The sequence below is a fragment of the Amycolatopsis sp. cmx-8-4 genome, assembly GCF_046548675.1.
Taxonomy (GTDB): Bacteria; Actinomycetota; Actinomycetes; order Mycobacteriales; family Pseudonocardiaceae; genus Amycolatopsis.
This window is the reverse complement of record NZ_JAEBDZ010000012.1, coordinates 229,824-243,127: the sequence shown is the minus strand read 5'-3', so window position 1 is coordinate 243,127 and position 13,304 is coordinate 229,824. Positions and strand designations below refer to the sequence as shown.

The 13,304-nt window shown below is 72.0% G+C and carries 4 protein-coding genes; 3 read left to right on the top strand and 1 reads right to left on the bottom strand.

Annotated features, from left to right (window positions below; translation table 11 throughout):
* The first annotated feature begins 103 nt into the window (after positions 1-103).
* The 3 genes from ACLJQZ_RS26085 (at position 104) to ACLJQZ_RS26075 (ending at position 12,328) form a co-directional block, all read left to right on the top strand.
* Positions 104-9,265 (top strand): RHS repeat-associated core domain-containing protein, encoded by a 9,162-nt coding sequence (locus tag ACLJQZ_RS26085; protein ID WP_410622493.1) that lies wholly within the window; start codon positions 104-106, stop codon positions 9,263-9,265.
* 88 nt (positions 9,266-9,353) lie between these two features.
* Complete coding sequence (locus ACLJQZ_RS26080) at positions 9,354-11,615, top strand: hypothetical protein (RefSeq protein ID WP_410622492.1); 2,262 nt, start codon at positions 9,354-9,356, stop codon at positions 11,613-11,615.
* A gap of 164 nt (positions 11,616-11,779) precedes the next feature.
* The gene (locus ACLJQZ_RS26075; RefSeq protein ID WP_410622491.1) at positions 11,780-12,328 is read left to right on the top strand and encodes a hypothetical protein; all 549 of its coding nucleotides are present in this window, start codon (positions 11,780-11,782) and stop codon (positions 12,326-12,328) included.
* Between the two features lie 184 nt (positions 12,329-12,512).
* Here the strand turns inward: ACLJQZ_RS26075 and ACLJQZ_RS26070 are convergent, their stop codons facing one another.
* A complete protein-coding gene (locus tag ACLJQZ_RS26070; RefSeq protein ID WP_410622490.1) occupies positions 12,513-13,292 on the bottom strand; it encodes a non-ribosomal peptide synthetase in 780 nt (259 codons plus the stop codon).
* Positions 13,293-13,304 lie beyond the last annotated feature (12 nt).

The window sequence follows — 13,304 nt, the reverse complement described above, 5'->3', positions numbered from 1 at the left end:
AATGACCCGGGAGTGAAACGGCTGTCGCTGCATTTCTCGACCCTGGGGGACAATCGTGATGTCACGGGCAGGTGCCGGCCGGACCGGGTCCAGATGGCTGGGCTTGGGGTCTCTCATCGTCGTACTGGCTCTCGTCGCCGGTATCGCCGCGGACGCCCGGCTCGCCCAGCAGCGGACCGGCGGCGCGCACTCCGCAACCGCTCCGGCGCAACGATGGGGCAGCGCGGCCGGTCAGGAGCACCTGAAGCCGGGTGCGGTCAACCGGACCCTGCCGGAATCCGAACGGGGCCGCTATCCGCGTGTCCCCGGCGCGGTGCAGCCGGCGAACGTCGCCTCGGCCGGAACCGGCGCCACCACGGCGCGCACCGGCTTCGACCGCGCGACCAGCAAGGAAATCCTGGGAGCACGGGACGCGAACCGGACCGTGTTCGCCAACACCGACGGCACCGAGACCACCGAGGTTTCCCCGGCGCCGGTCAACTACCGCGCCGCCGACGGCTCCTGGCAGCCGATCGACACCACCCTGTCCGCGAGCGGCGGCGACGGCTGGCGCAACACCAGCAACTCCGTCGCCCTCGGGTTCGCCCAGCACGCCGACGCCGCCGAGCTGGCCAGCATCCAGGTCGACGACCGCCACTCCGTCGGCTACGGCCTGGCCGGCGCGGCGCCCGCGATCGGTACGGCCGAGGGGGAATCCGTCCGCTACCCGGCGGTGCTGCCCTCGGTCGACCTCCGGCTGGACGCCCGTCCGGGCGGTGTCAAGGAGACGCTCGTCCTGAAGAACGCGAACGCCCCGCAGTCCTTTGTGTTCCCGTTGCGGCTGAACGGATTGTCGGCGAGCCTGGACTCCGGCCGCCTCGCCTTCACCGATACCGCCGGAACCGTCCGCGCCGTCGTCCCGCCCGGCGACATGACCGACGCCGCGGCGACGCGCTCCACCGGCGTCACCTACCAGCTGATCGCGTCCGCGGGTGGTCCGGCACTGCGGATGACGCTCGACCCCGCGTGGCTGCGCGACCCGGCCCGCCGGTTCCCGGTCGAGGTCGACCCGACGATCACCCCGCCGGTGGACGCGAACGCCGCCGACGGCGCGATGTACGTCCACGGGACCACCTCGACCTCGGGTGCGTCGGAGCTGCAGGCGGGCGTGGTCGGCGGCGCGTCCACGGCGTCCTACCTCGCGTTCGGCGGGCTCGTCTCGAGCCTGCGCTACCACAAGATCTTCGGAGCGCAGCTGCAGCTGGTCAACTACGACGCGGGGTCCTGCCAGGCCCGGCCGCTGAGCGTGCACCCCGTCACCCAGGCCTGGACGCCGACCGGGGCCTACTCCTATCCCGGCCCGTCGGTCGGTCCCGCCCTCGCGACACGCTCCTTCGCGCACGGCTACGTCGCGACCGGCCAGTCGACGTCGGCCTGCCCGCCGGCCGCCGAGCTGTTCGACCTCGGCGGCGGTGGCGTCGACCTCGTCCAGGGCTGGGTCAACGGAACCACCCCGAACAACGGCCTTTCGCTGCGCGCGCCGGTGTCGGATCCACTGGCCGGCAAGCGGTTCACCGGCCCGGGTACGACGAACCCGCCGCGGCTCTACATCACGCACAGCCCGTACGACGCGGCGTACGCCTTCCCGAACCCCACCCCGGATCCGCCGGTCCTGCAGAACCAGGACGGCCACGTGAAGATCACCGTGACGAACCGGAGCGCACAGGCGTGGACGCCGGGGTCCTATTCCCTCGGCTACCGCGTCTACACCCCGACGACCAGCGCGCCGGTGGCCCAGCAGCGGGCCGCGGCGCTGACCACCACGGTCGCCCGGGGCGGCACGGTCACCTTCGACGCGACCATCAAGGCACTGCCCCCGGGCTCGTACTTCCTCGACTTCTCGATGATCGGACCGGGCAACGTCTTCTTCACCGACCACCTCGTGCTGCCCGCCCGGCTCAGCCTCCGGGTCGTGGACATCCCGCCTGTCGTGCAGGAGCTCTACCCGCCGAACGGGTACCACACCCCGACGTTGACGCCGTCGCTGTGGGGCCGGGCCGTCGACCTCGACGCCCCACCCGGGTCCTCGCTCTCCTACAAGTTCGAAGTCTGCGAACGCACCGACGCCGGTGCCGCGACCGGCTGCTTCGACTCCGGTTACCTGCCGGGCCAGGCCTGGACCGTGCCGGCCGGGAAACTGTCCTGGAGCAAGGCCTACCTGTGGCGGGTGTTCGTGAAGGACGGCGGCAACGAGGTCGCCTCACCCCGGTCCACCGTGCTCGCCGACGTGCCGCAGCCCGAGCTGACCTCCAGCATCGCCGGTGCCGCGCGGGCCGCTCAGGACCATGAGTTCGACGCACAGTCCGGAAACCTGTCCACGACCGCCGTGGACGCCACCCTCGCCACGGCCGGGCCGGAACTCAGCCTCGTCCGCACCTACAACAGCCTCGACCCGCGCCGCGACGGGCTGTTCGGCGAAGGCTGGACCACCCGCTACGACATGCGTCTGGTGACCGACGACGACGGATCCGGCAACGTCGTGATCACCTACCCCGACGGCCAGGCGGTCCGCTTCGGCCGCAACCCCGACGGCAGTTACGCCACGACCGCCCAGCGCACGGCCGGGCTGACCGCCGTCGCCGGCGGCTGGCGCCTCGCCGACCGGGCCGGCGTCGTCTACCTGTTCTCCACGAGCGGGCGGCTGACCAAGGTGACCGACGCCGCGCAGCGATCGATGGTGCTGACCTACAACTCGACGGACGGACGGCTGGCCCAAGCCCAGGTGTCCAACAGCCAGACCAACACCGCCGGCCGCAGGCTGCGCTTCACCTGGTCCGGCGCACACGTCGCCACGGTGACCGACGACCTGAACACCACCTGGACCTACGGCTACACCGGTGACGCGCTGACTTCGGTGTGCACCACCGGAAACGGGTGCACCCGCTACACCTACAGCACCGGCTCGCACTACCGCGGCGCGGTGCTGGACGACCGCCCCGAGTCGTACTGGCGGCTGGGCGAGGTCCAGGGCGGCGCGGCCGGCAGCGAGATCGCGGTCAACCTCGGGAAGGACGCCGGCACCTACACGGCGGTCACGCTCGGCACGCCCGGTGCGACCGCCGGCTCCGGGGGCACCGCCGCGACGTTCAACGGCACCTCCTCCCGGCTGGACCTACCGAAAGGGACGGTGAAGAAGAGCCGGGACGGCGCCGTCGAGCTGTGGTTCAAGGCCAACCCCACCGGCACCGGCGGCCCGTTGCTCGGCTACCAGGACAAGGCGTTCGGCACGGCCGCCGGACGCGGGGTGCCGGTGCTCTACGTCGGCACCGACGGCCGGTTGCGCGGGCAGTTCGGCGCCACCGCGATCGCTCCGATCACGTCGGCGGCCACGGTGAACGACGGCCGCTGGCACCACGTGGTCCTCTCCGCGATGGGCACCGGCGAAACCCTCTACCTCGACGGCGTCCAGGCCGGCCAGGCCACCGGCGTGACGATCGACCACGCACTGCTGACGTTCAACCAGGTCGGGGCGGCCTCGGTCACCACACCGGCGTCCTGGCCCGCGTGGGGCACCGCGGCTCAGCGCTTCTTCACCGGCACGATCGACGAGCTCGCCGTCTATGCGCACCCGCTCGGGGCGGCCGCGGTCTCGGCCCACTTCCGGTACGGCAGCACGGCCGCGGACCAGCTGGCGACGGTGACCATGCCGAGCGGGGCACCCGGCTCCCGGGCGACCTACGACACCGGTCTCGACCGCGTCGCCACCTACACCGACCGGGACGGTGGCACCTGGAAGATCGGCGCCCCCGCGGTGTACGGCGACGACACTGACCTGCGCCGCAGCGTCCAGGTGCTCGACCCGGCGAACCGCGCGAACCTCTACGAGTACGACGCGCTCACCGGACTGATGCTGCGCTCCGGCGTCCCGCTCGGACTCGAACTGCGCGACGAGGACCGGCCGGGCGCACCGGTCCCGCCACCGCCCCCACCGGTCGAACAGTGCAGCAAGCCCGACCCCGGCGATCCGCAGTTCTGCACCATCATCCCCGGCGACGCGGGCGGGCCGGTGTTCGTGCAGCACCCGCTCGACGGCATGGCCATCCGCACCTACTCCTACGACGACCGCGGTGATCTGACGGTCGCCACGAACGAGAACGGCGACGCGGTCACCATGGCCTACGACGGCCGCGGCAACGTCGTCTCGACCAAGACCTGCCGGCAGGCCGGCCAGTGCCAGACGACGTACTCGTCGTTCCCGGCCACCGCGCCGAACCCGTTCGACCCGCGCAACGAACTGCCGACCGAGTCGCGGGACGGCCGGTCCGCGGACGCCGCCGATCCGACCTACCGGACGTCGTTCACCTACACCGCCTACGGCGACCCCGCGACGGAGACCGCCCCGGACGGCGGCGTCATCCGGCACACCTACACCAACGGCGCCGAACCGGCGGCCGGCGGCGGCATCGTGCCCCCGGGGCTGCCGCTGACCACGACCGACGCGCGCGGCAAGGTCACCACCTACAGCTACTTCGCCAACGGTGACCTGTCGCGGATCAGCGAGCCGTCCGGACTGGTCACCAGCTACACCTACGACGCGCTCGGGCGGCAGGTCACCGAGACCGAGATCTCCGACGCCTACCCGGCCGGCGTCACCACCACCACGGCCTACGACCCGCTGTCGCGCCCGGTGAGCGTCACCGAACCGGCGACGACCGACGCCGTCGGCGGCGGCCGGCACCAGCACCGGACCACGACGGTCTACGACGCCGACGGCAACGCGATCCGGGAGGACGAGGCCGACCTCCTCGGTGCCGATCCCGTCCGGACGACGCTCACCGACTACGACGAGAGCGGCCGTCCGGTCCGGGTCACCGACCCGGAAGGCCACGAGACGACGTCCGGCTACGACCGGTCCGGCAACCTGACGTCCACAGTGGACCCGAACGGCAACCGGTACGATTTCGCCTACACCGCGCGGAACATGCTGGCCGAGGTCCGGCTGCGGGCCTACACGAGCGATGCGGCGGGCGGCCTCACCGGTGACTACCTGGTCCTGCACTCCTACTCCTACGACTTCGCCGGCCGGCCGGCGAGTGACACCGACGCGATGGGCCGCCGGGTCGAGTACTCCTACGACGGCGCCGACGGGCTGCGCCGCAAGGTGCTCAAGAACTTCCACGACCCGGACAGCACGACCCGCGACTACGTCCTGGAGGACAACACCTACGACGGGGCGGGCAACCGCACGAAGCAGGTGACCGGCAACGGCACCCGGACGGTGACCCAGAGCTTCGACCGGGTCGGCAACGTGACCGGCACCGTGGCCGACCCGGCCGGGCTGGCCCGTGCCACCGCGTTCAGCTACGACGCGGGCGGGAACGTCACCCGCGTGAGCCGGACGGGCAAGGCGTCCAACGTGCCCTGGGCCGGCTCGTCCGACGCGGAAGTGGTGGACTACGGCTACGACGACAGCGGGAACGTCGTCCGGCAGGCCGTTTCCACCGGAACCGACACCCTGGTGACGACCTCGGCCTACGACCGGCGGGGACTGCTGGTCGCGCGGACGGAACCCCGCGGCAACGTCGCCGGCGCGGATCCGGCGGCCTACACCACGAACTACAGCTACGACGAGCTCGGCCGGCAGGTCACCGCGACCGGGGCGCCGATCGCGGCCGAGAGCGGGGGAGCCGCACCGCAGACCGTCCGGCCGGTCACGAAGGACGGCTACGACGCGTTCGGCGAGCGGATCGCGCTGCAGGACGAAGCCGGCGACATCAGCCGGTGGGACTACGACCGGGCGGGCCGGGCGGTGAGCGCGTCGGAGCCGTCGTACCGTCCGCCCGGCGCCACGGCCGCCTTCACGCCGACCACCCGGACGCGGTACGACGCGCTCGGGAACACCCTCGAGGTGACCGACCCGCTGGGCAACGCCATCCGGTACGGCTACGACCAGCTCAACCGCCTGGTCACCCTGGACGCGCCGGCGACGACGAACGACGTCCGCGCCGTGTCGCACTACACCTACACCCGCACCGGCCAACGACTGTCCACAACGGACCCGTTGGGCGGCCGGACCGAAGCCACCTACGACGACCTGGACCGGCCGGTGACCGCGACGCAGATCGAGCGGTACCCGGTCGCGGACGCCTTCACCGCGCACACCGTCTACGACGACCCCGGCGACGTCACCGCATCCGCCACCCCGTCCGGCGCGACGACGCGGAACACCTTCGACGCGCTCGGCCAGCTGACCCGGTCGGCCGACCCTAACGGCGTCGTCACGCAGTCCGGCTACGACAAGGCCGGGCGGGTCGCGCGGCAGAGCGATGCCGCCGGCCGCACGGTCCAGACCGGGTACGACGGTGCCGGCCGCGCGGTCGCCAAGGCCGACCTGCGGGCCGACGGCACCGCCGTGCGCACCAGCCGGCAGGCCTACGACGCGGCGGGCAACCCGACGTCGGCGACCGACGCGCTGGGGGTGACCACCACCTTCGCCTACGACGCCGGTGGCCGGCTGGTCCGGCAGACCGAACCGGTCGCCGCCGGTTCGGCGATCACCACGTCGTTCGGCTACGACGCGGCCGGCCGCCGCACCCGCTACACGGATGGCGCCGGGCACGACACGGTGTTCACCTACAACACCCTGGGGCTGCCCGAGTCTCTCATCGAGCCGGCGACCGCGGCGTACCCCGCCGCGAACGACCGGACCTGGACGGCCGGCTACGACGCGGCCACCAACCTCGTCCGGACGGTCGCGCCCGGCGGGGTCGTCACGAACTCGACGTACGACGCGGCGGGCCGGCTCACCCAGCAGTCCGGCGCGGGCGGGACGGCCCAGGCGGCCACCCGGACCCGCGACTACGACCTGCTGGACCGGATCGTCCGGGTGGGGGCGCCGGGCGGGTCGGACACCTACTCCTACGACGACCGCGGCCAGGTGCTCACCGCACGCGGGCCGTCCGGGAGCGCCGACTACGTCTACGACGGCGACGGCGACCTCACCGCCCGCACCGACGCCGCGGGCACCGCCCGGTTCGGCTACCTGAACGGCCGGCTGACGACCGCGGCCGACGGGCTCACCGGAACCACGGAGCAGTTCGGCTACGACCCGACCGGCCGCCTCGCGTCGACCGGCTTCGGCGCCGGCCGCGTCCGCAGCTACGGCTACGACGAGCTCGGCCGGACCGCGTCCGACACCGTCCGCAACGGCACCGGGCAGCCGGTCGCCTCGATCGCCTACACCCACGACGCCGACGACCGGCTCACCGGCAAGACGACCACCGGGACCGCCGGCGCGGGCGCCAACAGCTACGGCTACGACTCGGCAGGGCGGCTCACCTCGTGGACCGGTCCGGCCGGCACGACCGGCTACGGCTGGGACGCGGCGGGCAACCGGACCACGGCCGGAGCCACCGCGGCGACCTACGACGCGCGCAACCAGCTCCTGTCCGACGGCGACCACACCTACAGCCACACCGCCCGCGGCACCCTGGCGGCGAAGTCCGGTGGCGGCACCGACGTGCAGTACACGTTCGACGCGTTCGACCGGATGGTCGCCGCGGGCGGCCAGAGCTACGCCTACGACGACCTGGACCGCCCGATGTCGAATGGCGGTACCGATTTCGCCTACGCGGGTACGGCGGCCGATCCGGTGTCGGCCGGTGACACCCGGTACGCCCGGGGCCCGGACGGCGACCTGCTCGCGTCCGCCACCGGTGACTCGGCACGGGTCACGCTCGCCGACGAGCACGACGACGTCGTCGGCGACTTCGCGGCCGGTGACACGGCGCTGACCGGGTTGGCGGACTCCACCGCCTACGATCCGTTCGGCCAGGTCGTCGCCGAGCAGGGCGACACCGGCGATCTCGGGTTCCAGGGTGACTGGACCGACCCCGTCACCGGCGACGTCGACCTGGGTGCCCGCTGGTACGACCCGGAGACCGGCACGTTCGACTCGCGGGACCAGGCGAACTACAGCACCGGGGACTCGGTGCTGGCCAACAGGTACGCCTACGGTGCGGCCGACCCGCTGGACTTCACGGATCCGGACGGGAACTTCCCGTTCAAGTGCGGGTTCTGCCACACGGTCTGGAACGCCGCGAAGTCGGTTTACAACTCGGGGAAGTCGTTCGTCTCGACCGGTGCGAGCAAGGTCTCGGACGCGGCGCGCTGGTTCGGCGGCAAGGTCGTCCAGGCGGCCAAGGCCGTGGCCAGTTTCGCGCGGAACCCCGGCAAGCACATCAAGGCCGGGCTGACCAAACTCGGCAACGGCATCAAGCATCTGGCCGACAAGGTCAGGAACAGCGACTTCGGGAGGGCCGCCGGGAATGCCTGGCACCAGGCAACCCACGGGCACGTCGCCGCGGCGCTGGACACCGTGAGCAAGGCCGCGAAGGAGAAAGCCCGGAAGGTGGCCAAGCACCTGGCCGACCTCAAGATCACCAAGGACGCGAAAGCCGCGCTCGCCCGGGTGGTCAAGACGACGGCGATCCCGGCGCTGATCGCCGCGGCCAAGCCGGTGGTGCACGCGCTGGGCCGGCAACTCGCCCCTGCCGCGTCGCTGGCCGCGAAACTGGTACCGGTGCTGCGGGATTCGGTGGCCGACAGCGTCAAGAGCGCGACGGCGTTGTACCACCAGGCGACCGACCTCCGGGGTCCGATCGTGGAGGGCTTGTCCAAGGCGGGCCAAGCGGTCGCGGAGTTCGGTCAGGATCCGAACGGGCAGATCCAAGCCGGGCTGAAAGCGGCCGGGAACAAGGTGCTCGACGACCCGTCCTGCTCGAACGGGTTCAACTGCGCGTGGAACCTCGGTTGGGCCGCCGCTGTGGATGTCGTGCCCGGCGGTGCCGTAGTGCAGGGAGCCGTGAATGCCGCGGGAGTGAACACGACGCCTGACTACGTGACTGTCGACGCCTCGGCCATCCCCTCGGTGCTCCGGCCCGGGCCGGCGGTTTCCCTGACCGTGACCAGCAGCGGTCAGATTTCGTGGGCTCCGGGGGGCGCGACGGGAACTCCTGGAGCTGGTGCCGGGCTCCGGGCGGGCTGGCTGGTCAAACGGCCGGGTGCCGAGGCTGTGAACAGCTTTGCGACCGGGCCCGCGGCCAGTCTGGGGGGGTCGGTTCCGATTTACCGCGGACTGGGTCCGAGCGCAGCGATCACCAGATCGAGCGGCTACACCGCGATCGAAGCAGGGATCTCCTTCAGCGGGTCGAACTCGAAGGATCCGTCGCTTTCCATCGTCGGAAGTTACGGCATAAAGATTCGCTCCGCTTCGCCGCCTCGCTGAGGTACCGAAACAGATACGGCAGTTCCTGGAAAGGCAACAGATGTTGAGATCAAGACCACGCCGCGGCCCCGCACGCAGACCGATCGCCGTGCTGACCGCACTATTGGCCGCCTTCGCCGTGGTGCTCGTCCCGCCCGCGCCCGCGGCGCACGCGGACGCCGCGGGAAAGGGCGGTGACTTCGTTCCCTTCACCACCGGGCGGATCGTGCTGGACACCCGGACCGGCGCCGGCGGTGTCACGGGCGCCCGGGGGCCGGCCACGACCACGTCGTTCAGCGTGCTGGGCGTCGCCGGTGTGCCGGCCACCGGGGTCGGCTCGGTCCTGCTGCGGGTGTCCGCCATCGCCCCGACCGCGGCGACCTACCTGACCGTCTTCCCCGACGGTGCGACCTGGCCGAACGTGTCCATGGTCAACGCCGGTGCGACCCAGACCCTGTCGAACACCGCGTTCGTGCGCCCGGCGGCCAACGGGAAGCTGTCGGTCTACAACTCCGCCGGAAACACCCAGATCTTCATCGAGGTCCAGGGCTACTTCACCGCGGCGGCCGGCACCACCGCGGGGGGCGAAGTCCCGGTGACCCAGGCGCGGGTGGTCGACACCCGTACCGGGGTGGGGACCACCAAGGCGCAGATCCCCGCCGGCGGGAGCCGGACGGTCAACCTCGCCGTCGGCGACGTCCCGGCGGGCGCCGCGTCCGTGTTCACGTCGATCACCGTGCCGCCGACGACCGCCGCCGGCTCGTTCATGGCGTCGCCGGCCGGGTCGAGCACCGGCCTGACCGTGCTCGACTACGAGAACGGCATCAACAACGCCTCGGGAGCGATGATCCAGCTGGCCCCGGACGGCCGGGTGACCATCACGAACCGGGGCACCTCACCCGCGGACCTGATCATCGACACCCTCGCGTACTTCACCAAGACGGCCACCGCCGGCGCCGGGTTCCGGCCCGTGACCAGCCGGCTGTTCTCCGGGACCGTGGCGGCGAACGCTTCGTTCGACGTCGTGGTCGGTGGCACCAACGGGCTGCCGACACGAGGAATCGCGGGTGCCGTGCTCAGCATGCAGGGCGGCGGGGCCGCTGCCGGCGCGCTGCGCGCGTGGCCGCTGGGCGCAGCCGAAGGGACCACCTCGTCGACCCAGCACGCGGCGAACAGCGTCCACCGGGCGTCGGTGATCGTGCGACCCGGGACGGACGGCAAGGTGCGGATCCACAACATCAGCACGGCCGCGACCACGGTGTACATCGACCTGGAGGGCTGGTTCGCCGATCCGCTGCCGGTGGTTCCGGTGGTGCAGAACAGCCCGGTGACCGTCCTGCAGGCTCCGCCTTCCGGCGGGCAGTCGGCGGGAACCGTCGAGTACGCCTACGTCGACAACATCGGCCGGGTCGTCATCGGCCATCAGACGCAGCTGGACAACTTCTGCTGCGTGCAGTTCACCGTGATCTCCGGCAACGAGGCGTTCTCCGGCCGGCCGGCGCTGAGTCCGCAGACGGACGGAGCCGTGGCCGTTTCGGCGCAGTACAACGACGGTGACGTCTGGACGAGCAGTCAGACGGCACCCGCCGCGGCGACGTGGAAGCCGTTCGCGGACCTCGGCGGCTCGATGGCCGCGCCGCCCGCTGCGACGCTGCTTCCCGGTGGGGTCACCGCGCAGTTCGCGGTCGACGCGGACGGCAAGTTGTGGACGTTCGCCAAGACCGGTGCGGTCCCGTTCTGGCGCGATCTCGGTGGTGCCGACCTGACCGGCACGCCCGTGCTGGCGGCGGTGCGTGACGGTGTCCAGGTGTTCGCCCGGACCACGGCCGGGACGATCACGACGATGCTGTACCGGACCGACGGCACGACTTCGGCCTGGACCGACCTCGGCGGCAGCGGCGCCGGCGTCCCCGCCGTCGTCGTCTACCCCGGCTACCGCCTGCGGGTCTTCGCGCAGGCCGCGGACGGCACGATCACGACCAAGCAGCAGGACCCGGCCGGAGCGTTCCCCGCCGCCTGGGACCAGATCGGGGCGATCGCCCCGGCCGGAGCGCCGGCGGCGCTGCTCGACCCCGTGACCGGGCGGACCACAGTCGTCGCGCGGGCTACGGACGGCACGGTCCTGCTCAGCCTGGAGTCCGCACCGGGAACGGGCGTCTTCCCGGAGTGGACACCGGCGCAGGCCGACGGCGCCCCGCTCTCGGCGACCGACCCGGCCTTGGCGACGGTGAGCAGTGGCGGCGCGCAGACGGTGATCATCGTGTACCGCACGATCAACGGCACCATGGTGATTTCCGATCGCCGCGTCCAGGCATTGACCGCCAGGTCGGCGACCTTCGACACGCCGCGGCTCTTCCCCGCCGTGGCCTGAGACGGGTAGCGCACCTCGAGGTGTCCTCTCAGGACAGTCCGCAAATCGGGCACCTCGAGGTGCGGTCGTGCTACTCGAGATGATCTGGCCGTGGCCTGTGGCCAACCGACCTGACCCGGATGTCGTGGCGGCTTCGACGTCGGCGAGGTTTGTACGCTGGGGTGATGGAGGCGGAACTGGCTCGCGAGCTGGAGCGGGTGGGGGCGGTCGCACTGCGGGCGACGGCGTGCGGCATGGCCTGGGTGGTCGGGCTGGTGGTCCTGCTGATCTCGTACAGCAGCGGCAGCGACATCTTGGCGTTCGGTGCGTTTGTGGTGATCGCGGTGTCGGTGGGCTTCACGCCGGGGGCGGTGCTGTGGTGGATGCGCTACGAGTCGGTCCGGCGCACCGGCTGGCGAGCCGTGACGGTCCAGGCGGTGTTCGTGAGCGAACCGGGAGGGTGCCTCGCCGCGTTCTCCAGGCCGGGGATGGATTCCGGGCGGAAGCTCGACTACGTCGTCCGGTACCGCGACGGCGATGGTGCTCGGCTGCGGGGTGGAGCGAGCTTGTGGCACCGCCCTCCGCCGTTGGCGTTCGATCGCGCGCAGCCCGGGTGGGTCGGTGGCTCGGGCCGCTCGTGCGTCGTCCTGTTCGCCGGCGGGGGCTGGGGTCCCCGCCGGCCGCGCGCTGTGCCCGCGACGTTCCTCGCCGACCTTCCCGCGGGCGCGCAGTAGCCGGCCGGGGCCACCGAGATCGGGGATGGGCGGAGTCCACTCCGGTCGGGGAACCGCTTCAGGTGGTCCGGCCCTCGGTGTTCTCGACCAACCGGAACACCGGGCTGTAGCGGCTCTGACGAGACCCGCGGGGATCTACCGGCGGGGTGCTGCTCGCCGGGCGAAAGCCGGCGGCCGCGGGCGGTCAGTGGCCGTGGTTGTCCTTGAGTGCGTTCGTCAGCTTGCGGATGGTCGGGTTCAGGTACAGCTCGCGCAAGGGCAGGGCGGGCAAGCCCTGTTGCTGCATCGCAGCGTCCAGGCGGACCGCGTAGAGCGAGTTGCCGCCCAAGCCGAAGAAGTCGTCGTCCGGTTCCACCGGTTTGCCCAGTACCTCCGCCCAGATCTTGAGCATGGCCGGGTCGACGTCGTCCTCGCCGGCCGGCCGGTCAGGGGTGGTGCTGTGGTCGAACTCCGGCTCGGGGACGGCCGCCGTGTCGAACTTGCCGTTCGCGGTGAGCGGTAGCCGGGGCAGCGCGGTGACCGTGGCCGGCAGCATGTGCTCCGGGAGGAGTTTCGCCGCCCACCGCCGGATCGCGGTCGTCGTGGTGCCGTCGGCCACGACGTAGGCGTCCAGGCGCAGCGCCGCGGTGTCACCCGCGTCGCGGCCGCCGACGACGACCGCGGCGTCGCGCACGCCCGGGCACTGCCGGAGCACGCCGCGGACTTCGCCGGGTTCGATGCGGAACCCCCGGATCTTGACCTGGTCGTCCAGCCGGCCAAGGTGCTCCAGGCGGCCGTCGGCCAGCAGGCGGCCCCGGTCGCCGCTGCGGTACAGGCCCGCGACCCCCGCTGGACGCAGCAGACCTTCTTCGCGGCGTTCGACCCCACCGCCACTTGGTTCGACGCCCTGCGCCCGGCCTTCGGCGAGCGGGAGTTCTTCTTCAGCCGGGAGTACGCGGCCATGACCGGTGCGGGAAGCTGACACCCCGGCCCGGGA

Coding starts and splice junctions, on each gene's coding strand:
- ACLJQZ_RS26075 (WP_410622491.1), top strand. CDS start 11,780: ATGGAGGCGGAACTGGCTCGCGAGCTGGAGCGGGTGGGGGCGGTCGCA.